The 24,812-nt window shown below is 59.1% G+C and carries 17 protein-coding genes and 2 pseudogenes; 7 read left to right on the plus strand and 12 right to left on the minus strand.

Features of this window, described 5'->3' with window-relative positions; translation table 11 throughout:
- Positions 1-29 precede the first annotated feature (29 nt).
- The 8 genes from KDX37_RS15495 to glnE all read right to left on the minus strand — a co-directional run bounded on the left by KDX37_RS15495 (position 30) and on the right by glnE (position 10,145).
- Complete coding sequence (locus KDX37_RS15495; RefSeq protein ID WP_231653559.1) at positions 30-1,475, minus strand: lipopolysaccharide kinase InaA family protein; 1,446 nt, start codon at positions 1,473-1,475, stop codon at positions 30-32.
- On the minus strand, positions 1,475-2,254 hold the full coding sequence (locus KDX37_RS15500) for a lipopolysaccharide kinase InaA family protein (protein ID WP_231653560.1): 780 nt from the start codon (positions 2,252-2,254) through the stop codon (positions 1,475-1,477). The genes KDX37_RS15495 and KDX37_RS15500 overlap by 1 nt, the downstream gene beginning before the upstream one ends.
- Positions 2,251-2,985, minus strand: a complete 735-nt coding sequence (locus KDX37_RS15505; RefSeq protein WP_231653561.1) for a lipopolysaccharide kinase InaA family protein — start codon at positions 2,983-2,985, stop codon at positions 2,251-2,253. Before KDX37_RS15505 ends, KDX37_RS15500 begins: the two co-directional genes overlap by 4 nt.
- Complete coding sequence (gene rfaP / locus KDX37_RS15510; protein WP_231653562.1) at positions 2,985-3,791, minus strand: lipopolysaccharide core heptose(I) kinase RfaP; 807 nt, start codon at positions 3,789-3,791, stop codon at positions 2,985-2,987. The genes KDX37_RS15505 and rfaP overlap by 1 nt, the downstream gene beginning before the upstream one ends.
- Complete coding sequence (locus tag KDX37_RS15515) at positions 3,788-4,912, minus strand: glycosyltransferase family 4 protein (RefSeq protein WP_231653563.1); 1,125 nt, start codon at positions 4,910-4,912, stop codon at positions 3,788-3,790. The genes rfaP and KDX37_RS15515 overlap by 4 nt, the downstream gene beginning before the upstream one ends.
- Positions 4,912-5,976, minus strand: coding sequence for a lipopolysaccharide heptosyltransferase I (gene waaC / locus KDX37_RS15520; protein ID WP_231653564.1), 1,065 nt, complete (start codon positions 5,974-5,976; stop codon positions 4,912-4,914). The genes KDX37_RS15515 and waaC overlap by 1 nt, the downstream gene beginning before the upstream one ends.
- A gap of 2 nt (positions 5,977-5,978) precedes the next feature.
- Complete coding sequence (gene waaF / locus KDX37_RS15525) at positions 5,979-7,013, minus strand: lipopolysaccharide heptosyltransferase II (protein ID WP_231653565.1); 1,035 nt, start codon at positions 7,011-7,013, stop codon at positions 5,979-5,981.
- A 174-nt stretch (positions 7,014-7,187) separates the two neighbouring features.
- Complete coding sequence (glnE, locus tag KDX37_RS15530) at positions 7,188-10,145, minus strand: bifunctional [glutamate--ammonia ligase]-adenylyl-L-tyrosine phosphorylase/[glutamate--ammonia-ligase] adenylyltransferase (protein ID WP_231653566.1); 2,958 nt, start codon at positions 10,143-10,145, stop codon at positions 7,188-7,190.
- A 384-nt stretch (positions 10,146-10,529) separates the two neighbouring features.
- Between glnE and aceE the strand changes: the two genes are divergently transcribed.
- The 4 genes from aceE (at position 10,530) to msrA (ending at position 18,839) form a co-directional block, all read left to right on the plus strand.
- The gene (aceE, locus tag KDX37_RS15535) at positions 10,530-13,175 is read left to right on the plus strand and encodes a pyruvate dehydrogenase (acetyl-transferring), homodimeric type (protein ID WP_231653567.1); all 2,646 of its coding nucleotides are present in this window, start codon (positions 10,530-10,532) and stop codon (positions 13,173-13,175) included.
- A 143-nt stretch (positions 13,176-13,318) separates the two neighbouring features.
- Complete coding sequence (aceF, locus tag KDX37_RS15540; RefSeq protein WP_231653568.1) at positions 13,319-14,962, plus strand: dihydrolipoyllysine-residue acetyltransferase; 1,644 nt, start codon at positions 13,319-13,321, stop codon at positions 14,960-14,962.
- Between the two features lie 391 nt (positions 14,963-15,353).
- Positions 15,354-18,047 (plus strand): sensor domain-containing phosphodiesterase, encoded by a 2,694-nt coding sequence (locus tag KDX37_RS15545; RefSeq protein ID WP_231653569.1) that lies wholly within the window; start codon positions 15,354-15,356, stop codon positions 18,045-18,047.
- A gap of 144 nt (positions 18,048-18,191) precedes the next feature.
- Entirely contained in the window at positions 18,192-18,839 is a 648-nt protein-coding gene (gene msrA, locus KDX37_RS15550) for a peptide-methionine (S)-S-oxide reductase MsrA (RefSeq protein WP_231653570.1), read from the plus strand.
- A gap of 247 nt (positions 18,840-19,086) precedes the next feature.
- On the opposite strand, the gene KDX37_RS15555 is transcribed toward msrA, so the two are convergent.
- Entirely contained in the window at positions 19,087-19,923 is an 837-nt protein-coding gene (locus tag KDX37_RS15555) for a 23S rRNA (adenine(2030)-N(6))-methyltransferase RlmJ (protein ID WP_231653571.1), read from the minus strand.
- 206 nt (positions 19,924-20,129) lie between these two features.
- Between KDX37_RS15555 and KDX37_RS15560 the strand changes: the two genes are divergently transcribed.
- Positions 20,130-20,396, plus strand: coding sequence for a hypothetical protein (locus KDX37_RS15560; protein ID WP_231653572.1), 267 nt, complete (start codon positions 20,130-20,132; stop codon positions 20,394-20,396).
- Between the two features lie 91 nt (positions 20,397-20,487).
- On the opposite strand, the gene KDX37_RS15565 is transcribed toward KDX37_RS15560, so the two are convergent.
- Together KDX37_RS15565 and KDX37_RS15570 are read right to left on the minus strand one after the other, a co-directional pair.
- Entirely contained in the window at positions 20,488-20,790 is a 303-nt protein-coding gene (locus KDX37_RS15565) for a cell division protein ZapA (protein ID WP_231653573.1), read from the minus strand.
- Complete coding sequence (locus KDX37_RS15570; protein ID WP_231653574.1) at positions 20,787-21,020, minus strand: hypothetical protein; 234 nt, start codon at positions 21,018-21,020, stop codon at positions 20,787-20,789. The genes KDX37_RS15565 and KDX37_RS15570 overlap by 4 nt, the downstream gene beginning before the upstream one ends.
- A 490-nt stretch (positions 21,021-21,510) precedes the next feature.
- Here KDX37_RS15570 and KDX37_RS29770 point away from each other — a divergent pair.
- Positions 21,511-21,939 (plus strand): annotated as a pseudogene (locus tag KDX37_RS29770) (MCP four helix bundle domain-containing protein); the annotation flags it as partial.
- Positions 21,940-21,984: 45 nt separating this feature from the next.
- A pseudogene (locus KDX37_RS15575) lies at positions 21,985-23,070 on the plus strand (methyl-accepting chemotaxis protein); the annotation flags it as partial.
- A 68-nt stretch (positions 23,071-23,138) separates the two neighbouring features.
- Here the strand turns inward: KDX37_RS15575 and gbdR are convergent.
- Positions 23,139-24,242 carry a choline metabolism transcriptional regulator GbdR gene (gene gbdR, locus KDX37_RS15580; RefSeq protein WP_231653576.1) on the minus strand — a complete coding sequence of 368 codons (1,104 nt, stop codon included), beginning with the start codon at positions 24,240-24,242 and terminating at the stop codon, positions 23,139-23,141.
- Between the last annotated feature and the right edge of the window lie 570 nt (positions 24,243-24,812).

Here is a 24,812-nt window from a genome sequence, read left to right on the forward strand (position 1 = left end):
ATGAGCTGACGAGACGGGTGACGACGGACTCAGGCCGTCTCACCCTTTGGCAGGCGCTGCTCAAGCATCCGGTGCAGCGCACTGTCTACCGGCCAGTTACGCATGAAACGTGCGCGATCGCGGGCAAAGGCGACCATGAACGAAGCCTGAGACGTGTGCTGCTGCATGGCATCCAGATCGATCAATGCCCAACGATCTGTATGCCAGAACACATTGTGCCCCTTGAAATCGCCGTGACTGATGCGTTCATGGATCAACTGTTCGAAGAGTCTGTCCAGTGCCTGCAGCTCGACCTCAGGCACCTCTGCGCTGTCCACGAACGGCGCAAAGCGCTCAATGATGTCAGGACCCGGCAGAAATTCGGTCACCAGATACGCCTTGCGGCGCAAACCCAGTACACGCTGCTCCTGCACAGCCAGAGGCTTGGGTGTGGCAATGCCCAGAAACATCAGACGATTGGCCTCGCGCCATGAATGCCAGGCACGGCTTGGCCGCCAGAAACGCTTTAGCCAATGGGCGAAATCCTTGATATTGTAGCGCTTGATCACCAGCGTACGGCCATTGATCTCGACACGCCCGACACTGGCAGCACCACCGGTCTTGTACAAATGCCCCCGATCCAGCAACGCGTCCGCCTGCTCCAGCACCGGCAGCATAGCGGCCTCTTCTTCGCGACGGACCGCCGTAAACCCTGACGCCTTGTCCTGAACACTGAACAGACTGCAGTCACGCCCGGTCTTGTCCAGAAAGTCCTTCAAACGCCACGCGCGCACCTTGTCGATCTGCTTTTGCAGCGCTTCCAGCGGCAAACCATGCTCGGCGTTGCTCATCAGGTAATGCACCAGCAGCTCTTCGGTAAACGGTTCGAATGCACGCGGCAACTGGGCAAAGAACACGCCGAGGTTTTCCAGCACTTTCTGGCGCGACAACGGCTGCCCGGCCTGCTCGGCACGGATGCCCGCACCGTCAATCAAGTACAGATGACCGTTGTGGCGCAGCAGGTTGTCCAGGTGAAGGTCTTCCTGCCAAAGGCCTTTGGCGTGCAACCCGGCAATGGCAGACAGCGCCTCGCCGAGCACCGCTTGCTGTTCGTCAGCCAACGGTTGCAGATGTTGCAGATCTGTCCAGGCATCGCCCAGGCTCGGAGCGTGTTCAAGAAATTCAAACAGCAGCCAGCCGCCTTCGCCGTCCTGCAAACCGTCGGCCAGCAACAGCGGCGTTTTGAGGCCCTGCCCGGCCAGCAGACGGACACCCGCCAGTTCACGTTGAAAGTGCCGGGGCGCCCTGTTGCCAACCAGCAATTTGGCCAGCACCGGCCGGCCGCGCCAGACGCCGGCGCCAACGTATCGCTGCCCTGGCAACACTCGCAGCAGGTTCAGCAATTGCAGCTCGGCAGAGCCCGCTGCGTCAGCCAGGGTCAGGCTCATGGGCAGCTCGGGCTTGCGTCCGGCGTTCTTGAGTTCAGACAAACGCATCAGCGGGTCTCTTTCTGGTCGCGGTGTTGAAGGTCTCGTTTATGCTGGCCTCGCTTGCCAAGACGCGCGCTCCAGGCATCCACCTGCGGGCTGTCGGCACTGGTATGAAGGTAGGCCGCCAGCAGCTCGCGCTGCTCGGTTTCACTCCACATGCGCGCACGGCGCAGTAAAGGCTCCAGGTCCTTGATCAGGTCACGTTGACCAAAGATGACCGGGCGAGTCTTCTCCAGATCAATCAGCTGTGCCTGATAGCTGTCCTGATCGGACTGAAGAAAGATGTGCTTGGGGTAGAAACACCCATGAATCTGACCCGCGCCGTGCAGCGTGCGCGCCAGTCGACCACAGGCATGCAGAATGGCTATCCGCCGCCCGGCATCCAGATCGCCCCAGTGCTGCAACAGCTCGTCCAGATCGGTCCAGCCGTCCAAGGCACGTGTCATCAGAATGGCCCGACGTTCGCTGTCGACTTTCAGCTCGCCATAAAACGCCGCCTGCAACGCAGGTATCCCGAGTTTCTGATAGCGGCTGATATTACGAAATTCACGGGAGAACGAAGGCTCGCCAAACGGATGATGCAGCGTGTGGGTCAGGTAATTGCTCTGGCGCTTGAGGTAAAACCCCTGCCCTTCAAGGTCGAGACGAAATACGCTGCTCCAGCCACCGCGCCCGGTATTGGGCTCGTCGACGGCTTCCAGGTTCAAGTTCCACAGCGACTCGAAATCAGTCAGGCCCTGACGCTCAAGCAAGGGCCGATCGGCGCTGGCGATGAAAACGCTCATTCGCGCCCCTCGAAAAAGCTCACTACATGACGAATGCGTTTTTTATCAGACGCGTTCAGACGCGCTCGCTGGCGGTACTGAAGATAAAAACGCAGCCGCTGTGTGGCTGACAGGTGATATTTGGCAACCTTGTCCAGGCATGCCAGGTCTTTGGTGATCCGGTAACGCAGCATGAAGCCCCACCAGAATGCACCGTTGGGGCAGTCAATGAAGAATAGCTGCGCATGGTCGTCCACCAGCAGGTTGCGCCACTTCAGATCGTTATGCGCAAAGTGGTTGTCGTGCATGATCCGCGTGTAGGACGCCAGCTGGCGGCTGATGCCGTCTACCCAGCCACGGTCCGTCAGCAACGGGTCCTTGCGCAGTGCCAACGCCGACATGTCTTCGGTCGATGGCAATTCGCGGGTAATCAGTGCGCCGCGATCGTAGGCTGCGCCCTTGCGCTCCAGCCCCCAGGCCACAACTTCAGCGGTCGGTATGCCCCACTTGGCAAACCGCTTGAGGTTCTGCCACTCGGACTTGACCCTCGGCCTGCCCAGGTAACGACGCAGGCCCTTGCCCGCACCGACGTAACGCTTGACGTAATAGTTGATCCCGCCACGCTCGACCCTGATCACTTCGGACAGCGGGTCACGTGTCAGGCGCTCGCCCTGCAAGGCAAATACTGCGTCCAGATCACCGAAGTCCTCAGCTAGAAATGCATACTCCGGCTCCAGATTCCAACCCGCCATCAGAGCGCGTCTCCATATCGCAATTTGCGCTGATACAATTTTTCGGCCTTCTTATCCAGCCAACTCAGCAGCGCGGCTTCCCGAGTCAATATTTCTCGCAACGGCTTCTGAAAGTAGCCTTGCAGAAACCGCAGTTTGTCGCGCCGGGTCAGACCGATGTTCAGTGCCGAAAAATACAGCGCAGCCAGGTCCTTGTTACGCCAGCGAGGCGTGATCACCCGACGTGTCTGAGCACGGTGCAGGTCGATGACCGACAGTTTGAAATCGTCAGGCGTGACCGGTTTGTCGGTGTGCAACAGAAAGTGGCAGATGTAGCAGTCACGGTGATTGACCCCGGCCCGGTGCATCATGCCGACCAGGCGTGCGACTTCGGCGATGTAGGCACGCTTCAGACGCGGCTCGGGAGGCTCACTGCGCCAATTGAGGCTGACGTCTTCGAGGCTGGTGGTGGGTGCGAGTTCTTCGGTCACGATGAAAGAATGTTGCGCAGCCGGGTTGCTGCCACGCTCGCCATAGGCCACAGCGGTCATGGTAGGCACGCCCACTTGGTGCAGCCGCTCAATCGCGTCCCATTCCTTGCCCGCGCCCAGTACCGGCAGTTTGGCAGTCACCAGGTTCTTGGCGATTTCGCCCCAGCCGATGCCACGGTGAATTTTCACGAAATAGCCACGGCCATTCACTTCGGTGCGCAAGGTGCGACGCCCTTCGAGTTCGCGGTAGACCTCACCGTTCAGGCCCTCGACTTCGGCGAACGCATCGCGACCCGCCCATAGGCTTTTGAATGGTTCAGCAAGGAACAGCTTCATTGATAGTGCTCCGCCAGAATTACGTCTGCAGCGTGTTGCGGCATGCTGTAAAGGTCCGCTGAATCGGCAAACGCCAGACCGTTTCGGCCCCACGCACTGCGTGCCGCATCGTCCTGGAGCATGCTGGTCAGGTAGCGATTGAGCTGAGCCTGTTCGAACGGCTCATCCAGCACACGACCGCAATCGGCTTCGGCAATGTAATGGGCATACCCACACACAGCGCTGACCAGGACGGGCAACCCCGCCACCAATGCTTCGAGCAGGACAGTCCCGGTGTTTTCGTTGTAGGCCGGATGAATCAGCATGTCGGCGCCCAGCAAAAAGCGCGGGATGTCGCTGCGCCCTTTCATGAAGGTCACTTGATCGCCCAAGCCCAGTGCCGCGCTCTGTAACTGGAATACTTTGGGGTCGTCCTGACCGATTACAAACAGGCGTGTACGCTTCTTGAGTTCAGCAGGCAAAGCCGCCAATGCTTTCAAGCTGCGATCCACGCCCTTCGTCTTGAAACCAGAGCCAATCTGCACCAATAACAAGTCGTTTTCAGCCAGGCCGAACTCTTTGCGAAAGCCCGCACGGATGTCGGCGGCATCGGGTGGTGCCCGACGGTCTGGCGAGATGCCCGGTGGCAACAAGTGAAAGCGCGACAGTGGGGTGTCGTAATGCTTGATGAACAAGGGCTGCTGCACTTCAGAGATCATCAGTACCTGGGTTTTCGCATCTCTTGCGAAGACAGCACGCTCGTAATCGGCAAAATGGCGATAACGACCCCATTTGCGGTACAGCGGGCTGCGCAGGTTCTGAGCCTTGTCTTCAAAGCAGCCGTCGGCCGCGTAATACACATCAAGACCCGGCATCTTGTTGAAGCCGATGAGACGGTCGACCGGGCGTTTGGCCAGGTCGGCTTCCATCCAGGCGCTGAGTTTTTCATTACGGCGATGATTGAAGAATGCCTTGACCGGCGCGACCAGCACCTCGAAGCCGGGCGGCACATCGCCTTCCCAGATCAGGGTGTAGACGCGAATCTGATGGCCGCGCTGCTGACACTCAAGCGCAATGCGCATGAAATCACGCTGCAGGCCGCCAAACGGGAAATATTTGTACAGTACGAAAGCCAGTTGCATCAGCCAGGTTCCTTTGCCAGCAACAGCGTGCCCAGTTGGCCCGCTACTCGCTCGGGATTCAAGCGAGTGAAGCATGGAGGCCACTCGCGTTTCAGGTCAAACCGGCGCTGATCCTCAGCCGTCGGTTGGTAGGTGCATTTCTTTTGCAGACACGGCACGCAGCTCGGGTAATCGCTGGCCAGATGCACCTGGGATTTGCCGTAGGCGCCGGTAAGGCCGGGATTGGTCGGCCCGAACAGCGAAATGGTCGGAACGTCCAGCGCCGCAGCCAGATGACCGATGCCGGTGTCCACCGCCACACATGCCTGAGCACTGGCCAGTACACCGGCCACCCCGGCCAGGTTCAGCTTCGGCAGCACCTGAGCGTTGTCCAGCCCCTCGGCAATGCGCTCGGCGCGGGCTTTCTCAGCGGGGTTGCCCCACGGCAGCCGGACCTGAAGCCCACGTGCCGCCATGAGTTCGGCCAACTGGCGCCAGTACAGTTCAGGCCAGTGTTTGGTGGCCCACGTCGTGCCATGCAGAAACAGCACATACGGCGCGGTGGCTGTCGAGTCGTGAGTGACTGGTTTGTTCAGACCATAGTCGCCGATCCCGGAAGGCAGCGGATAATCCAGCGCTTTGGCAAACAGTTGTCGCAATCGCTCGACGGCATGCTGGTCGCGTGCCACCGAATGAGGCTGATCATAAAAGCGGCTGGCGACAGGCTCACGGGCCGACTCACTGTCCAGTCCGGCGACCGGAGCGTCCACATAGCGCGTCAACCAGGCACTTTTGAACAGGCCCTGGGCATCGATCACCAGATCGTAGCGCTGCTCGCGCACGCGATGTTTGAAAAGACGCCATTCGCCGGACCTGAAGGTCTGCCACAGGTTCTTGCGCCAGCGCCGGATCGCCACCGGGATGACCGTATCGACCGCCGGATGCCAGGCAGGAATCTCGGCGAAACCTTCCTCGACCACCCAATCGAAGCGGATGCCGGGCAAGGCGCGCGCTGCATCGGTCAGGGCTGGCATGGCATGAATGACGTCGCCCAGCGAAGACGTCTTGATCAGCAGTACCCGCAAAATCAGACGACCTCGACCGGCGTGCTGCCCAAGCGACCAAGCGCCTGAATCACGGTGTTCGGCTCCAGCAGGCGCATGCAGTTGTAGTGACCAAAACGGCAGGTACGATCGAAACACGGGCTGCACTCGATGCCCAGTTGAACGATTTCGACCTCGTCTGCCAGCGGCGGTGTAAAGCCCGGCGATGTGGAGCCATAGACGGCCACCAGCGGACGATTCAGCGCAGCGGCCACATGCATCAGGCCAGAATCATTGGACACGACCGAGTCGGCACACGACAGCAGGTCGATGGCTTCGGCGAGCGATGTCTGCCCGCTGAGGTTGGTGGACTCTTCACGCAGGCCCGGGATCAGGTATTCACGGATGCTTTCACCGACCGGGTGGTCCTTCTGCGAGCCGAACAGCCAGACCTGCCAACCTTGGCGAATCCTGGCCTCGGCGACCTGAGCGTAGTGCTCGGCTGGCCAGCGCTTGGACTCACCAAATTCAGCTCCTGGGCACAGCGCCAGTACCGGACGATCCAGGGCCAGACCAAACTTGCTCAGCGCGGCGTCGCGGGTGGTCGGGTCGATCTGCAGACTGGGCTTCGGATAGGGCCTCGGCAGCTCGGCACCTTTGTCGAACGCCAGCGCCATGAAGCGCTCGATCATCAACGGATAGCGATCCTTGTCGAGCGTACGGACATCGTTGAGCAAACCGTAACGGAACTCGCCGCGCCAGCCGGTACGCTTGGCGATACCCGCAAAGAAGGGCACCAACGCCGACTTGAGCGAGTTGGGCAGCAGAATGGCCTGATCGTACTGGCCGACCAACGACTTGCCGATCCGGCGACGGGTTGCCAGTTCAAGCGCGCCATGCCCCAGCGGGAAGCTGAGTGCCGCACGAACTTCAGGCATCCGTTCAAGCAACGGACGGCTCCATTCCGGGGCCAGCACATCGATTTCGCACTCGGGATGACGCTGCTTCAGGCACTGAAACAGCGTTTGCGCCATCACCATGTCACCGACCCAGCTAGGCCCAACGATGAGAATATTCATGTTCCATCCAAAAACGACCAGAAACGATCAGGGAGGCCGATCAGGTTGCGTGACGTTCCCACACAACCTGTCGCCTCCCTGTCATAGCTTTATATAGCGTTACCTGAAGCACCTTCAGGGCGCTTCATGCCTCACGACAATGCACCTCTAGTCGGCATGCCTTGTCGCAACGCGTCAACTCAACCCCATCTGCGCCCAGATTCGCATAACCTCACGCCGCTCAGCATGAAACTGATCGCCACTGACAACGCCTGCCTGCTTCTGCAAGGCCTGACGGTGCGCGGCCGAACGGTACGCCTTATAGGCTTCGCGCAGCAGACTGGCATCCGCATCAGGCAACAATCCGGCCTCTTCCAGCCCTTCCAGAATACGAACGTTATCGGTGTACTGCAGCAGGACCGGATGCTCTCGGGACCATGCCAAGGCCGCGTATTGCACCATAAATTCGATATCGACGATACCACCGGCGTCCTGCTTGAGGTCGAACGGCATTGAGGCTTCGAAGGCATTGGCTGATCGTCCGGCCGCTGTGAGACGGGTGCCCAGGTTGTCGCGCATTTTGGCGCGCATCTCGCTGACCTCGACGCGAAGCGTGTCCAGATCCCGCTCACGGCCCAGTACATCGGCGCGTACACGCTCGAACCCCTGCCCCACATCGGCACTGCCGGTCAGTACGCGCGCACGGACCAGCGCCTGATGCTCCCAGGTCCAGGCCTCCTTGTCCTGATAGCGGGCAAACGCACCCAGTGAACTGACCAGCAACCCGGACGCACCGGACGGACGCAAGCGCATATCGACTTCATAGAGCTGACCGGAGTTGGTCTGTGCCGTCAGCAGATGGATGATGCGTTGCCCCAAACGGGTGAAGAATTGCGCGCTGTCGATTGGCTTCGCACCGTCGGTTTCTGCCTGCAGATCACCGTCATGGATGAAAACCAGGTCCAGATCCGAGCCGTGGCCCAGCTCTATGCCGCCGACCTTGCCGTAACCGACAATCACAAAACCCGGATCACACAGTGTGCCGTCCGGACGTGACGGCGTGCCGTGACGTGCCACGCTGTAGCGCCAGGCAAGTGCCAGCACCTGCTCCAGAATGGCTTCGGCCAGCCAGGTCAGGTAATCGCTGACTTTCATCAACGGCAGGCTGCCGGAAATCTCGGACGCAGCCACCCGCAGGCTATGGGCCAGCTTGAAATGCCGCAGCGCTTCCATCTGCTGTTCCAGGTCGTCCTCGGGAATGCGGATCAAACGCTCACGCAGCTCAGCGGCCAATTCAGGCGCAAGCGGCGGGTTGAACAGCCGGCCTTCGTTGAGCAGTTCATCAAGCAGCAGCGGGAAGCGAGCGATCTGCTCGGCAATCCACGGGCTGGCCGCGCACAGGGTCAGCAGCCTGCGCAGGGCATCCGGATTTTCCGTGAGCAACACCAGATAGGCCGAACGACGAGCGACCGCCTCCACCAGCGGCAACACACGCTCCAGCACCAGATCAGGTTTTTTATGCTCCACCGCCTGGGCCAGCAACCGCGGGATAAAAGCATCCAGCCGCTCGCGGCTCAGACGCTGCATCGAACGCAGGTTGGGGCTACTGCGCAGACTGGCCAATTGCTTGAGCGCCTGACCGGCATTGACAAACCCCGCTTGCACCAACTGGCGCTCTGCGGCTTCTTCATCCTGAGACTCTTCCCACAATGGCAGCCATTCGCCGCCCACGATGACTTCACTGTCGTCTTCCTGCTCATCATCGGGGTCAGAGTCCGGATCGGCTATGACCTGACGGAAATGCCACGACACTCGACTGCGCCAGTGCATGAGTCGCTCGTGGAAGCTTGCCCAGTCCGCAAAGCCCATGATCAGTGCAATACGCGCCTGGTCCTGCTCGTTGTCCGGGAGCATTTGCGTCTGACGGTCGGCGATGGCCTGAATGGCGTGCTCGGTGTAACGCAGAAACTCATAACCTTCCCGCAGCTCTTCGGTCACGGCGGCTGGCAGGTAACCCTGCCCTTCGAGGGTTTTGAGTACTTTGAACAAAGGACGCTGCTGAAGGCTCAGGTCGCGCCCACCGTGAATCAGTTGAAAGGCCTGCGCGATAAACTCGACTTCCCGGATACCGCCCGCGCCGAGCTTGATGTTCTCGGCCATACCCTTGCGCTTGACCTCATGCTGGATCAGCTGCTTCATCGTGCGCAACGCTTCGATGGCCGAAAAGTCCAGGTAGCGGCGATAGACGAACGGACGCAGCATGTCCAGAAGCTCTGCGCCTGCCACCTGGTCGCCACCGACCACACGCGCCTTGATCATCGCGTAGCGTTCCCAGTCCCGTCCCTGATCCTGGTAATACTGCTCCAGAGCATTGAAGCTCAGCACCAGCGCACCTGAAGACCCGTACGGACGCAGGCGCATGTCGACGCGAAAGACAAAACCGTCGACCGTCACCGGGTCCAGCGCCTTGATCAGACGCTGCCCCAGACGGATGAAAAACTCCTGGTTATCCAGCGGTCGCTTGACCCCGACTGTTTCCCCGCCTTCCGGATAACCGAAGATCAGGTCGATATCAGAAGAAAGATTCAACTCGACGGCACCCAGTTTGCCCATCCCCAGGATGACCATATGCTGAGGCTGGCCCGTACGTCGGCCAGTGGGCGTGCCCAACAGCTGACAATGGCGTTCGTACAACCAGTGATACGCAAGATCAATGGAGCCATCGGCCATTTCCGAAAGGTCGCGACAGGTCTCGATCAGGTCTGCCTGACGCGTCAGGTCTCGCCAGATAATCCGTACTTGCTGGCGTGCCCGTTGACGACGTAGATTACGCCCCAGTTCCTCATCGGTGGCAGCCGGGCGTAGCGCATCGGCAATTTGTTCGCGCAGTTCTCCTACCGAGAAGCTACGCTCCAGCTCGCCTGACTCGGCCAGCTGCAGCAGCATCTGCGGGTCGCGACATACTTGTTCGGTGACGAAGTCGCTGGCAGCACATACCCGGTCGAAGGCCTTGCGGCGCGGCTCGGGCCAGGCTTCGAACGAGGCCACTGCATCAGCAGACAAGTCGGCGAGCGCTGTACGAAATGTCTGTTGTGCACGGGTAATAAGCGGCAGCAGGATGGCCGGGAAATCGGCCAGTGAAGGTAGGCTCATGGTCTATCCTTGATCGGCGTGCAAAGGGCTACCCGCCATGACTGCAAGATTCATCTGCCACCGCCGTTTGTCGAACAAAGGTTATAAATTGCTGGAAAAAACGATTTAGAAGCATAAAAATCTGCTTTTTCACTGCAACGCATTCGATACCAATCAACAGTAACGTTTTATCTCACAACACAACAGGAGCGTTTTGGTCGCTTCGCTGTAGTTTTACTACTGGGTCACTCACTCGGAGGGCTGAAATAGTCGCCGATTTGTAGTAAAACTACACGCCGCCGGAATACCACCTCCGGTAATCCAAGAATTTATGTCGTCTGCCCACAAGGCCAGTCGCAAACTCAGGCAACCGATTCTGGAAGCCTTTCCGCCCTGGAGCAAGCCATGCAAGACCTCGATCCCGTCGAAACCCAGGAATGGCTGGACGCCCTGGAATCGGTTCTCGACAAAGAAGGCGAAGACCGTGCTCACTACCTGATGACCCGTCTGGGCGAACTGGCCACCCGCAGTGGCTCACAGTTGCCTTACGCCATCACCACGCCTTATCGCAACACGATTCCGGTCACCCACGAAGCACGCATGCCTGGCGACCTGTTCATGGAACGCCGCATTCGCTCGCTGGTACGCTGGAACGCGTTGGCCATGGTTGTGAAAACGAACCTGAACGACCCGGATCTGGGCGGTCACATTTCGAGCTTTGCCTCCAGTGCCACGCTGTACGACATCGGTTTCAACTACTTCTTCCAGGCACCGACCGACGAACACGGCGGCGACCTGATCTACTTCCAGGGTCACGCATCGCCAGGCGTCTATGCCCGTGCGTTCCTCGAAGGCCGCATCACTGAAGACCAGATGAACAACTTCCGTCAGGAAGTCGACGGCCAGGGCCTGTCGTCTTATCCACACCCTTGGCTGATGAAAGATTTCTGGCAGTTCCCGACTGTGTCCATGGGCCTTGGCCCGATCCAGGCGATCTACCAGGCACGCTTCATGAAGTACCTGGAGCACCGCGGTTACATCCCGGAAGGCAAGCAGAAAGTCTGGTGCTTCCTGGGTGACGGCGAGACCGACGAGCCGGAATCCCTGGGCGCTATCGCTCTGGCCGGTCGCGAGAAGCTCGACAACCTGATCTTCGTCGTCAACTGCAACCTGCAGCGCCTCGACGGCCCGGTTCGCGGCAACGCCAAGATCATTCAGGAACTGGAAGGCGTGTTCCGCGGCGCCCAGTGGAATGTGACCAAAGTCATCTGGGGCCGTTTCTGGGACCCACTGCTGGCCAAGGACGTCGACGGCATCCTGCAACGTCGTATGGACGAAGTCATCGACGGCGAATACCAGAACTACAAGGCAAAAGACGGCGCGTTCGTTCGCGAGCACTTCTTCAACTCGCCTGAACTCAAGGCCATGGTTGCCGATCTGTCCGACGACGAGATCTGGAAGCTCAACCGTGGCGGTCACGACCCGTACAAGGTCTACGCGGCGTACCACGAAGCCGTCAACCACAAGGGTCAACCGACCGTGGTTCTGGCCAAGACCATCAAGGGTTATGGCACTGGCGCCGGTGAAGCGAAAAACACCGCGCACAACACCAAGAAGGTCGACGTCGACAGCCTGCGTCACTTCCGTGACCGTTTCGACATCCCGATCAAGGACGCCGAACTCGAAGCCCTGCCGTTCTACAAGCCGGAAGAAGGCAGCGCAGAAGCCCGTTACCTGAGCGAGCGTCGCGCCGCATTGGGTGGTTTCGTGCCGCAGCGCCGTGCGAAGAGTTTCAGCCTGCCGACTCCGCCACTGGATACCCTCAAGGCTATTCTGGATGGCTCAGGCGACCGCGAAATCTCCACCACCATGGCGTTCGTGCGCATCCTGACGCAACTGGTCAAGGACAAGGAAATCGGTCAGCGCATCGTTCCGATCATTCCGGACGAAGCCCGTACTTTCGGTATGGAAGGCATGTTCCGCCAGTTGGGCATCTACTCGTCCGTCGGCCAGCTCTACGAGCCAGTCGATAAAGAACAAGTGATGTTCTATCGCGAAGACAAGAAAGGCCAGATCCTCGAAGAAGGCATCAACGAAGCAGGCGCCATGTCCTCCTTCATCGCGGCCGGTACGTCGTACAGTAACCACAACCAGCCGATGATTCCGTTCTACATCTTCTACTCGATGTTCGGTTTCCAGCGTATCGGTGACCTGGCCTGGGCCGCTGGCGACAGCCGCACCCGTGGCTTCCTGGTCGGCGGCACCGCCGGTCGTACCACGCTGAACGGTGAAGGTCTGCAGCACGAAGACGGTCATAGCCACATTCTGGCTTCGACCATCCCGAACTGCCGCACCTTCGACCCGACTTACGGTTACGAGCTGGCAGTCATCATCCGCGAAGGCATGCGCCTGATGTTCGAAGAACAACAGGACGTTTTCTACTACCTGACCGTGATGAACGAGTCCTACGCTCAGCCTGCAATGCCGGCTGGCGTGGAAGAAGGCATCATCAAGGGCATGTACCTGCTCGAAGAAGACACCAAGGAAGCGGCGCACCACGTCCAGTTGCTGGGCTCGGGCACCATCCTGCGTGAAGTTCGCGAAGCGGCGAAGATCCTGCGTGACGAGTTCAACATCGGTGCAGACGTCTGGAGCGTTACCAGCTTCAACGAACTGCGTCGCGACGGTCTGGCCGTAGAGCGCAGCAACCGCCTGCACCCTGGCCAGAAACCAGAGCTGAGCTACGTCGAGCAGTGCCTCAACGGTCGCAAGGGTCCGGTCATCGCATCGACTGACTACATGAAGCTGTTCGCTGACCAGATCCGTCAGTGGGTTCCAACCAAGGAATACAAAGTTCTGGGCACCGACGGCTTCGGCCGTAGCGACAGCCGCAAGAAGCTGCGTCACTTCTTTGAAGTCGACCGTAACTTCGTTGTGCTGGCAGCCCTGGAAGCCTTGGCTGATCGTGGCGATATCGAACCTAAAGTCGTGGCGGAAGCCATCGCCAAGTTCGGCATCGATCCTGAAAAACGCAATCCACTGGACTGCTAAGAGTCTGCGTCAAGAGCGCTGAGCAGGGCGTGAACAGCCGAGGATGCGGAATTTACCGACCGTAAATGAGCATCCGACGCTGTTTCGTTGTACCTGACCCCAGCGTAATCGTGAGTGAACAGATTCTCCCGAGGAGAGACATAGTGAGTGAGCTAATTCGCGTACCCGACATCGGCAACGGTGAAGGTGAAGTCATTGAGTTGATGGTCAAGGTCGGTGATCGCATCGAAGCTGACCAGAGCGTTCTGACGCTTGAGTCCGACAAGGCGAGCATGGAAATCCCGGCTCCAAAGGCCGGCGTGATCAAGGCCATGAAGGTCAAGCTGGGCGACCGCCTGAAAGAAGGCGACGAGCTGTTCGAGCTGGAAGTTGAAGGTGAAGCCTCTGCCGAGCCTGCACCGGCAGTTGAAGCCGTCCCTGCGCCAGCCGCTGAAAAGCCAGCAGAAGCAGCACCGGCACCTGCCGCCGCAGCGCCTGCTCCGACCGCCAGCGCAACCGTTCAGGACATTCACGTTCCAGACATCGGTTCTTCGGGCAAGGCCAAGATCATCGAACTGATGGTCAAGGTCGGCGACAGCATCCAGGCTGATCAATCGCTGATCACTCTGGAGTCCGACAAGGCCAGCATGGAGATTCCATCCCCTGCGGCAGGCGTTGTCGAGAGCATCGAAGTCAAGCTGGATCAGGAAGTCGGCACCGGCGACCTGATCCTCAAACTGAAAGTCGAAGGCGCAGCACCGGCCGCAGCGCCTGCACCGGCTGCAAGCGCACCCGCAGCAGCTCCGGCCAAGACTGAAGCGGCTCCTGCCCCGGCTGCCGCACCAGCTAAAGCAGAAGCTGCACCGGCTCCGGCCGCACCTGCCAAAGACGGCGCCAAGGTCCATGCTGGCCCGGCAGTTCGTCAATTGGCGCGTGAATTCGGCGTCGAACTGAGCGCAGTCAGTGCCAGCGGCCCGCACGGTCGTGTGCTCAAGGAAGACGTACAGGCATACGTCAAAACCATGATGCAGAAGGCCAAGGAAGCTCCAGCAGGCGGCGCAAGCGGCGGCATGGGCATCCAGCCAATTCCGGAAGTCGACTTCAGCCGTTTCGGCGAAATCGAAGAAGTACCGATGACTCGCCTGATGCAACTCGGCGCGTCAGGCCTGCACCGCAGCTGGCTGAACATCCCTCACGTGACTCAGTTCGACCAGGCTGACATCACCGAGCTGGAAGCTTTCCGTGTTGCGCAGAAAGGCGCCGCAGAGAAAGCTGGCGTCAAGCTGACCGTGCTGCCACTGCTGCTCAAGTCCTGTGCACACCTGCTCAAGGAGCTGCCTGACTTCAACGCCTCGCTGGCACCGAGCGGCAAGGCTGTGATCCGCAAGAAATACGTGCACATCGGTTTTGCCGTGGACACCCCGGACGGTCTGCTGGTCCCTGTGATCCGTGACGTCGATCAGAAGAGCCTGCTGCAATTGGCCGCCGAAGCAGCCGTACTGGCTGAAAAAGCGCGCAGCAAGAAACTGACCGCGAACGACATGCAGGGCGCCTGCTTCACCATCTCCAGCCTTGGCCATATTGGCGGCACTGGCTTCACGCCAATCGTCAACGCCCCGGAAGTGGCGATCCTGGGTGTTTCCAAGGCAACGATCCAGCCTGTCTGGGACGGCAAAGCCTTCCAGCCCAAGCTGATGCTGCCTCTGTCGCTGTCCTACGATCACCGCGTGATCAACGGCGCAGCTGCTGCCCGCTTCACCAAGCGCTTGAGCGAGTTGCTGGCGGACATCCGCACAATTCTGCTGTAAGCCAGAGCAGGCCTGCCTTCACGGGCAGTCCTTGCCGTACCCGTTTGCGAGCTGCCACGCTCGAACCTCAACCCCGCTTTCAAGCGGGGCTTTTTTTGTCTGTTTTTTGACCAGATAAATGGTCGCAGCAGGCAGACGCCAGACCATTTCCGGGATAAAACGAATTCGACCGAAAGACTTTTTACCCCCGTAAATACGGGGGCATTCCGGTAAAAACTGGATCCATTCCAGTAACCGATCATTTGTGCTGAAGATATGACGGAAACGGCCGACACTTTTATAGCACTAAGCCACCGCGGTCTCTTGTAAGCATGGGCCGCATGATGCAACCTTGCCATACGCGATGTGGGCCATGCCCAACGCAATCAGTATTTCGGAAGCGAGTTTGTTCATGAAAAGCCAAACCGATGCTGCCGGTAGATCCGCAGCCGAGGTAGTGACGCAATTGCCAGTGCCCTCGCGCCTGGGCATGCTGCGTTTCGAGCGGCTGAATGAAGCCAATTGGGCGCTATTGTTTCTCGATTCAAACTGTGAAAAACAGTTCGGCCTGGCTGCCGTGGATCTCTGCGCCCTGATTGGATCGCCTTACGCAAGCCTGATGGAACCTGAAGCGCGTTATCAGTTGCATGACGACGTGCAACTGCAACTGGCCACAGCCAACAATTACCTGATTCGCTACACCCTGCACACACCATCAGGCCCGCTTGGCCTGCTTGAAATCGGCGAAGCCTACAAGCAGCACAATCGGCATTTGCTGCGCGGCTATTTCCTGATTACAGGGAGCGCTCTTGAAGACGGGTCAACGGCTCCGGACGCTGATCTGGAAAGCCGCAACTCACGACTGCAGATTGCCCTGGAACTCAACCAGCGTGCCCAGCGTGATCAGTTTGCGCACCTTGAGCGTGTCCGAGCCCAGCAGGATCTGATCCTGCGCCTGACCCGTCATCGCTATACGACCACCAATACCTTGCTGGAAGCCGCAGAGCTGATCACTCAAAGTGCCTGCGACATCTATGACGTTGATCGGGCCAGCATCTGGAACCTCAACGACAAATACCTTGAGCCCATCGCCGATTATCGTCGCCAGACGGGCGATTATCAGCCCCGCTCGCCCATCGACATCAGCCCTTACCCCAGCTACCTCCAGGCCCTGCACACCAGCAGGGCCATCGATGCGAGCAATATCCATTCCGACCCGCGCACCCGAGAGTTGGCTGAAGACCTTCACCCGCAGGGCGTCAACGCGGTTCTTGATGCAAGTATCCGTATCGACGGCCAAGTGGTGGGCGTGCTGTGCCTGGAACAGACCGGCACGACACGCGAATGGCAGACCGACGAGATCGCCTTTGCCGGTGAGCTGGCCGACCAGTTCGCCCAGGTCATCAATAATCTGAACCGCCGCGCCGCCACCAATGCGCTTCACTTGTTTCAGCGCGCCGTCGAGCAAAGTGCCAACGCGTTTCTGCTGGTCAACTGCGATGGCGTGGTCGAGTACGTCAACCCGAGCTTCACGGCCATCACGCAATACAGCTCCGAAGAAGTTGCCGGGCACAGACTGTCGGAACTGCCTGCGCTGGAAAACCTCAACGAGTTGTTGCTTGAAGCCAATTCCAGCCTGACCAGCAGCAACAGTTGGCAGGGGGAATTCAAGAGCCGACGAAAAAACCTGGAGCCCTACTGGAGCCAGCTGTCGATTTCCAAGGTTTACGGCGACAACCGTGAACTGACGCATTACATCGGCATTTACGAAGACATCACCCAGAGCAAGCTGGCGCAGCAGCGTATCGAGCGGCTGGCGTATACCGACAACCTCACCAATCTGGGCAACCGTCCGGCGTTCATTCGCAACCTGGACGAACGCTTTGACCGTGACACCGATACGCCCATGAGCCTGCTGCTGGTCGATATCGACAACTTCAAGCGCATCAACGACAGCCTGGGTCACCAGACCGGTGACAAGCTGCTGATCAGCCTTGCACGCCGCCTGCGCAATACCCTGAGCCCGTCTGACATACTGGCGCGCTTTGCCAGTAACGAGTTTGCCGTCCTGCTCGACCATACCGGTCAGGAAGCCGGGCAAAGCATTGCAAGCCAGGTGCTGGCGACGCTGGACAAGCCCATGTTCGTCGACAATCAGTTGATCAGCGTGACCGGCTCGGTCGGTTTGGCGTGCGCGCCACTGCACGGGCGCGACCCCCAGACGCTGATGAAAAACGCCGGCCTTGCCCTGCACAAGGCCAAAGCCAACGGCAAGCATCAAGTACAGGTGTTCACCGAGGCGCTGAACGCCGAAGCCAGCTACAAGCTGTTCGTCGAAAACAACCTGCGCCGCGCTCTGACCCAGAATGAGCTGGAAGTTTTCTATCAACCCAAACTGTGCCTGCTGACCGGTCGCCTGACCGGCATGGAAGCGCTGCTACGCTGGAATCACCCTGAAAAAGGCATGATTCGCCCGGATCAGTTCATCAGTGTCGCGGAAGAAACCGGCCTGATCATTCCGATCGGCAAATGGGTGGCGCGCCAGTCCTGCCGCATGAGCAAGGACCTGACCGCAGCAGGCTTCGGCAATCTGCAGGTGGCGATCAACGTCTCGCCCAAGCAGTTCTCCGACCCTGAGCTGGTGTCCTCGATTGCCGCGATCCTCAAGGAAGAAGCGCTCGACGCCTCGCTGCTGGAACTGGAACTGACCGAGGGTCTGCTGCTGGAAGCGACCGAAGACACCCGTCAGCAGCTCGACTCGCTGAAGAAGCTTGGCCTGTCGCTGGCGATGGATGACTTTGGTACGGGGTACTCATCGTTCAGTTATCTGAAAAAATTCCCGATTGATGTGATCAAGATTGATCGCAGCTTTATTCGGGACATTCCTGATGACGAAGACGACATGGAAATCACCTCGGCGGTCATTGCCATGGCTCACAATCTGAAGCTCAAAGTAGTGGCCGAAGGCATTGAAACTGCTGCCCAGCTGGCGTTCCTGCGACGTCATCGTTGCGATGTCGGACAGGGTTATCTGTTCGACAAACCCATCCCCGGCGAAGCGTTGATCGAAAAGCTGGCGCGCTACCCTCGTCGCGCACCCATCTGAATCCCCTTCCTGCGCTCCGTTCTGTCGGGCAAACTATCGCTCTGTTTTTACACGCCGGCACGTGTTGGTACGTGTAACGGGCTCATGTAGCCCATTTATCCGTCCTGACCCCTGCTGCCTGTCTCTGACAAGAGGATGTGGTTGATGACTTTGCGCTCGGAAATTCTAGTGAACAAAAACGTACTGCCTACCGCCCAGCAAGCATTGCCAGGCCGCGAAACTCCCATGTCGCTTCCGGAAACCCACTTCGTCAACGGCAATCCGCTGCTGGGCCCGTTTTCGAACAACGTGGAATTTGCCATTTTCGGCATGGGCTGTTTCTGGGGTGCCGAGCGCCGTCTCTGGCAACAGGAAGGGGTTGTCAGCACTGCCGTCGGCTATGCAGGCGGCATGACGCCGAACCCTACCTATGAAGAAGTCTGCTCCGGCCTTACCGGCCACAGCGAAGTCGTGCTGGTGGTCTACGAGCCTGAAAAAATCAGTTACGAGTCGCTGCTCAAAGTGTTCTGGGAAGCACACAACCCGACCCAGGGTATGCGTCAGGGCAATGACATCGGCACGCAGTACCGCTCGGTGATTTACTGCACACAACCCGAACAGCTGGAAGCTGCCAAGGCCAGTGCGCAGGCGTTTCAGGCCGAATTGAGCAAAGCGGGCCTGAGTGAAATCACGACCGAGATCGAAGAAGCACCGACGGTGTATTTCGCCGAAGCGTACCACCAGCAATATCTGGCGAAGAACCCGCAAGGCTATTGCGGCCTGGGCGGAACCGGCGTCTGCCTGCCGGCTTGATACAACAGGCTAGTACAGGTTTGCCGAGGCGCGTAGGTCAGCGCGCCTACTGGCCTCTTCGTCAGCAAGCGGAACGTCGCTAGGCTCTTCCCACTTCAAACCTGTTTCCAGGTTTGATAGTTGGGGGAGTCAGCCGGACGGCGTTCCGTTTGCTCGCGAAGGCACGACTGGAAGCGCCGCACCGCTTTCAGATGCAGGTGTTACTCAGCAGCCTGCTCGCAGCCAACCGAAGAACGGGCCTCGACGGTTACTCGGCAATCAGCCAGTCCATCTTCCAGCCGCCCTGGGTCTGGCCCAGTTTTTCGGCCAGATAAGGCATCAGCTCGCGCAGTTCTTCTTCCAGCCCCCAGGGCGGGTTGGCGATGGCCAGGCCTGAGCCATTGAGGCTGGCGGGGGTATCGATCGGGTGGACGAACAACTCGACGCGCAGCAGTTTGGGCGCGCCGGTTTCGGCCAGGTCCTGATAGAAACGCCTGAGCAGACGAGTGTCCTTGATCGGATACCAGATCGCCGCCACTGTCTGACGCATGCGTCCGATGGTTTCCTTGAGCGCCACCGCACAGCGCTTCATTTCGTCAAGCTGCTCGAAGGGCGGATCAATCAGCATCACCGCACGTTTCTCGGCCACCGGCAGCAATGCCCGCGGCACATGCCAGCCTTCACCCAGATGAACCGCAACACGGCGATCACCTTTCATGTTCTCTTTGAGCAGACGTCCGTCTTCGGGGTGCTTCTCGTTGAGCAATACCCGCTCGCGCTCACGCGTCAGACGGCGTGCCAGCTCAGGTGAGCCCGGGTAATAGCGTAATTCGCCATCCGGATTCATGTCGTGCAGCACTTGCAGGTAATCGGCGGCCAGCGCTGGCACGTCCGGGGCGTCCCACAAACGACCCACGCCTTCCAGCCATTCGCCGGTACGCGTGGCCTGGTCGCCCTTGAGGTCATACAGACCCAGTCCCGCGTGGGTGTCGAGATAGGCGAACGGCTGCTCCTTGCGCGCCATGAGGGCGATCAAGCGAGTCAGTGCGATGTGTTTGAACACGTCGGCGTGGTTGCCGGCATGGTAGGCGTGACGGTAATTCATGGCAGCTCCTGCAAGGCTGCGCAGTTTAGCAAAACTGAGCGATGAACAAGGGTTTGAAACGGACAAACGTCGCGATGGTGGAGCGCTTTGCCGTCTGAAAGCGACGTGCTGATAGCCAATTCAGTCATCCATGCTCCGGGAGGGTTGCCCGGATACGAATGCCGCACCAGAATCGGGACAAACTCCAATCAAAGGAAAGACACGCCATGATGCACGCGGACTTGATTGATCAAGAGGACTTGCTGGGTCAGTTCAGGGCGCTGGGTTTCGATATGCCCAGCGGCGCGACTGCCGAACAAGCCTGCGCACACGTGGTGTGCGGCCTCAACGCAGAGCGCGCCACGGCATTGCGGCGTCTGGTCGAGCAATTGCTGACCGGCAGCGCAACCATCCTGCCAGCCGTGCGGCAGGCCATCGACCAGCAGCTGCTGCCGGCGCTGGCGGCCTACAAACAAAGTCAGACAAAGGCCTGAAAGGGACCACAGCAGCGCTTGCCAGACAGCCCCGCTGATCCTGCTGTAGCAGCGGGGCGCTGGCAGCTGTTGGCTCGCGCATGGGGGCAGATCAGCCCTGCGAAATAGTCCGCGCGATCACGTCGACTGTTGCACTGACCTGATCTTCGTAACGCGCCAGCTCGACCTTGTGCTGCTGTTGCAGGTCAATCTGCTGCGAGCACAGGTTCAGCGCGGCCAGCACCAACAGCCGATCACCAATCAGGGTCGGGTACTTTCGCTTGGTGTCGGCCAGCGAAGCGTTGAGCATCGCAGCGGCCTGCATCAGCTTTACGTCTTCGCCCTCCGGGGCTTTTACCGAATACTGGTTGCCCAGAATCGAGAGGACGGTGATCCCGTCTCTGTCGATGTTCATGCGCCGACAGCACTTGCGCTGGTAGCGCGCTCGACCAATGCCTGAATGCGGGCTGCGGTGCTGCCCTGTTTTTCTTCCTGTTCCATCAGGCTCAACTGCAAACTGTCGTTCTCGTCCTTGGCTTTTGCCAGCTCGGCGCTGAGCTGTGCATTTGTGTTTTGCAGGTTCTGGTTCTGTTGCACCAGGTCACCGACAAGCTGTTCCAACTGGCTAAGGGAGGCTTCCAACATTTTGATTACTCGAGCAAATTTCAACGGGCGCACACGATAAAGAAAAGTCACTGCGCATCCCAGCGTCCAGCCAGCGGAAAAAACCGGCTGTTCACGCCATGGACACGTCAATAACGTAAACGCATAGGCGACCTGTGACTGCGTTTCCGGTATCCGGTTCCCGCTGTTCGTCAGGCCGCTCACGCCTGCGACAAAAACGCACAGCCGCATGGCAGGCTGCTATTACTCTGAAACCCTTGCACCCCCTAATTTCAGGGGGTTACGCGGCCTGATGCTGACTGAATGAAGAAAACGTCATGAATGGACGCAAGGCTAAATGCCTCCGCGACGCTCAAGACTTCATTCCCATGACCGATAGGCCCTCATTCACGATGACTTATCGCTTATGACGCAGGGATTGCGCACCTGACCCTGGAGGCCTTCCATGTCCCTGAGAAATATGAACATCGCTCCGCGCGCGTTCCTTGGCTTCGCCATGATCGGAACGCTCATGCTGATTCTGGGCGTGTTCGCGCTCTCTCAAATGAGCAAGATTCGCGGCGCCACAGAAGAACTGGCCAACGGCAACGTACCGAGCATCAAAAGTCTGGACCGCTTCGCGGAAGTCAGCATCCGCTTGCGCGTGCTGTCGTATCGACTGCTGGTGAATCGCGAGCCGGACATCCAGAAAAAGACTCTGGAACTGTTCGTGATGCGCAACCAGCAGATCACCGACGCACAGGCCGTTTACGAGAAGCTGATCAGCGAACCGCAGGAGCGTGCGCTCTACAACCAGTACGTTCAGTTGCTCGGTCAATACCGTCAACTGGAAGACCGGATGAGAACCCTGACCCTGAGCAACAGGATCAGCGAACTGCAGGACCTGCTCAACAACGAGATGCTCAGTAACTCGGATCAGATGAACGTAGTGCTCAGCAAGCTGGTGGACGTCAATACCGCGCAGCTGACTGAGGTCAAGAATCAGGCGGCCAATGAATACAAGTCGGCTTTCAACCTGGTGATCGGTCTGTTGATCGCCGCCACGCTACTGACCATCGTGTTTGCCTGGATGTTGATCAAGAGCATCACCAACCCGATCGCCGCCGCACTTGAAGCCGCAGAAACCATCGCCCAAGGCAACCTGACACGCCCGATCAACGTCGATGGCACCGATGAAGCCGGCCGTTTGCTGATGGCCATGAAAACCATGCAGGAAAAGCTGCGCGACACCCTGCAGCGTATCTCCGGTTCGGCCACACAACTGGCGTCCGCCGCCGAAGAACTGAATGCCGTTACCGATGAGAGCGCGCGCGGTCTGGTGCAGCAGAACGACGAAATCGAACAGGCGGCCACCGCTGTCAACGAGATGACCAGCGCCGTGGAAGAAGTCGCACGCAACGCGACCAGCACCTCCGAAGCGTCACGTAATGCAACGTCGTCCGCCAGTGATGGACGCGATCTGGTCCAGGAAACCGTGAATGCCATCGAACGCATGAGCGGCGATGTGCAAAGCACCTCCGTGCTGATCAGCAACCTGGCAGACGAGTCCCGCGATATCGGCAAAGTGCTGGATGTGATCCGCGGCCTGGCCGACCAGACCAACCTGCTGGCCCTGAACGCCGCGATCGAGGCTGCACGCGCCGGTGAAGCCGGTCGAGGTTTTGCCGTGGTTGCAGACGAAGTTCGCGCCCTTGCGCACCGCACCCAGCAGTCGACCAGCGAAATCGAACGCATGATTGGCAGCATCCAGGGCGGCACCGAGCAGGCCGTGACCTCCATGCGCAACAGCACCGAGCGCGCTGAGTCCACGCTGAGCATTGCCAAGGGCGCAGGCATGGCACTGGACACCATCAACAGTGCGGTTGAAGAGATCAACGAGCGCAATCTGGTGATCGCCAGCGCGGCTGAAGAACAGGCCCAGGTAGCCCGTGAAGTGGATCGCAACCTGGTGAATATTCGTGATCTGTCAGCTCAGTCCACCACCGGCGCCAACCAGACCAGCGCTGCCAGCACCGAGCTGTCACGTTTGGCCGTTGACCTGAACAGCATGGTTGCGCGGTTCAGTGTTTAAACCGTAACTCCGTGCCCCGATGCGCATCTGCGGCTGACCCGCAGTTGCGCTCTTGGGGAGATGAGGATTTACAGCCTTACGCTGGCAAACGTCGATTCATTGCGCGCCTGACTCAATGCCGACAGCGGCCCTGAAAGTGGCGCCAGCACCATGGCCTGTGGAATCGGCATCATGGCGACCTGTTGAGCGGTGTTGGAACCGACGCGCTCATCGCGCGGCGGGATGCCGAAGTATTCGCGATAGCACTTGGAAAAGTGCGGCGTCGAGACAAACCCACAGACCGACGCCACTTCGATGATCGACATCGGCGTCTGCTTGAGCAACTGTCGGGCGCGGATCAGGCGCAGCTTGAGGTAGTAGCGCGACGGCGAGCAGTGCAGGTATTTCTGAAACAGGCGCTCCAGCTGCCTGCGTGAAACGGTCACGAAGACGGCCAGCTCATCGAGATCGATCGGCTCTTCGAGGTTGGCCTCCATCAACGCGACGATTTCCTGCAATTTGGGCTGGTTGGTACCCAGCATGTGCTTGAGCGGCACGCGCTGATGGTCCTGTTCGTTACGAATACGCTCGTAGACGAACATTTCGGAAATCGCTGCCGACAACTCGCGCCCGTGATCACGGCTGATCAGGTGCAGCATCATGTCCAGTGGAGCCGTACCGCCGGAACTGGTGAAGCGGTTGCGATCCAGGGTGAACAAGCGAGTACTCATGGCCACACGAGGAAAGGCTTCCTGCATCGACGCCAGACATTCCCAGTGCACGCTGCAATCAAAGCCGTCCAGCAGACCGGCACATGCCAATGCCCAACTGCCGGTGCATACGGCGCCCAGACGGCGGGACTGACGTGCCTGGCTTTGCAGCCAGCTCACGTGCTCACGGGTGACAGTGCGCTGTATACCGACACCGCCACAGACAATGACGGTGTCCAGTGCTGGCGCGTTGTGCATCGCCGCGTCCGGGGTGATCTGCAGACCGTCACTGGCCCAGACCTGACCACCGTCCACGCTCAGTGTTGTCCAGCGATACAATTCGCGACCCGACAGCTGATTGGCCATGCGAAGAGGCTCGACCGCCGACGCCAGAGAGATCAGGGTGAAGTTGTCCAGCAGCAGAAAGCCGATGGATTGTGGCGCGCGGTTCTGGGGTTGAGCCCCTGCATTGAACGATGTCATCACACTGTCTCCTCACTTGGCGGTGGCTGGCCTCAGACAAGGCTCTTGTTATAGCCCTCGTCAATGAAGGGCTTTGCAATGACATCGCAAATCCCATGCCTAAATTTGATCAGCCATTCAACAACCCCTGAAAACGACGTCGCGATGCGTCTAACCGGCAGCGACCCGCCTGTCTGTTTGCGACTACCGCCCCTGCTCCAGCGCAGGCACGGTGAGCACTTCGGTATCACTGAAGGGAAACGTCGGCGGGGCCTGGGGTGCACGAGTGCTACTCAAAGCACGATCAGATGGCACGTCGCCCGATGTCGTTATTTCGCGCTAAAAGGTGGCGGCCCCGAAGGCCTGTGTTCAAAAAGCGAGCAGCTTTCAACATGTAGTGGCATTTTTGTTCATGCAGGACAAACAAGCGCAGCGGTGAACTTACCCGCATTACTCCCCTCAAAAAGACCGCGTTCGCGAAGGCGCCATGCGGATAACGGTGTCGCAATGGCAGGCGAAAAAGCACAGCAGTCGTCGAAAACGTACCGCTTGTTGACCTGCTGAAGCATCAGGCAGCAGAGCTGCTACGCT

Source organism: Pseudomonas californiensis, from assembly GCF_021147775.1.
Lineage (GTDB): Bacteria > Pseudomonadota > Gammaproteobacteria > Pseudomonadales > Pseudomonadaceae > Aquipseudomonas > Aquipseudomonas californiensis.

Bases quoted from the DNA above. Each gene is read 5' to 3' on its own strand.
- KDX37_RS15495 (WP_231653559.1), bottom strand. From the start codon at position 1,475: ATGCGTTTGTCTGAACTCAAGAACGCCGGACGCAAGCCCGAGCTGCCC.
- KDX37_RS15500 (WP_231653560.1), bottom strand. From the start codon at position 2,254: ATGAGCGTTTTCATCGCCAGCGCCGATCGGCCCTTGCTTGAGCGTCAG.
- KDX37_RS15505 (WP_231653561.1), bottom strand. From the start codon at position 2,985: ATGGCGGGTTGGAATCTGGAGCCGGAGTATGCATTTCTAGCTGAGGAC.
- rfaP (WP_231653562.1), bottom strand. From the start codon at position 3,791: ATGAAGCTGTTCCTTGCTGAACCATTCAAAAGCCTATGGGCGGGTCGC.
- KDX37_RS15515 (WP_231653563.1), bottom strand. From the start codon at position 4,912: ATGCAACTGGCTTTCGTACTGTACAAATATTTCCCGTTTGGCGGCCTG.
- waaF (WP_231653565.1), bottom strand. From the start codon at position 7,013: ATGAATATTCTCATCGTTGGGCCTAGCTGGGTCGGTGACATGGTGATG.
- glnE (WP_231653566.1), bottom strand. From the start codon at position 10,145: ATGAGCCTACCTTCACTGGCCGATTTCCCGGCCATCCTGCTGCCGCTT.
- aceE (WP_231653567.1), top strand. From the start codon at position 10,530: ATGCAAGACCTCGATCCCGTCGAAACCCAGGAATGGCTGGACGCCCTG.
- KDX37_RS15545 (WP_231653569.1), top strand. From the start codon at position 15,354: ATGAAAAGCCAAACCGATGCTGCCGGTAGATCCGCAGCCGAGGTAGTG.
- msrA (WP_231653570.1), top strand. From the start codon at position 18,192: ATGACTTTGCGCTCGGAAATTCTAGTGAACAAAAACGTACTGCCTACC.
- KDX37_RS15555 (WP_231653571.1), bottom strand. From the start codon at position 19,923: ATGAATTACCGTCACGCCTACCATGCCGGCAACCACGCCGACGTGTTC.
- KDX37_RS15560 (WP_231653572.1), top strand. From the start codon at position 20,130: ATGATGCACGCGGACTTGATTGATCAAGAGGACTTGCTGGGTCAGTTC.
- KDX37_RS15565 (WP_231653573.1), bottom strand. From the start codon at position 20,790: ATGAACATCGACAGAGACGGGATCACCGTCCTCTCGATTCTGGGCAAC.
- KDX37_RS15570 (WP_231653574.1), bottom strand. From the start codon at position 21,020: ATGTTGGAAGCCTCCCTTAGCCAGTTGGAACAGCTTGTCGGTGACCTG.
- gbdR (WP_231653576.1), bottom strand. From the start codon at position 24,242: ATGACATCGTTCAATGCAGGGGCTCAACCCCAGAACCGCGCGCCACAA.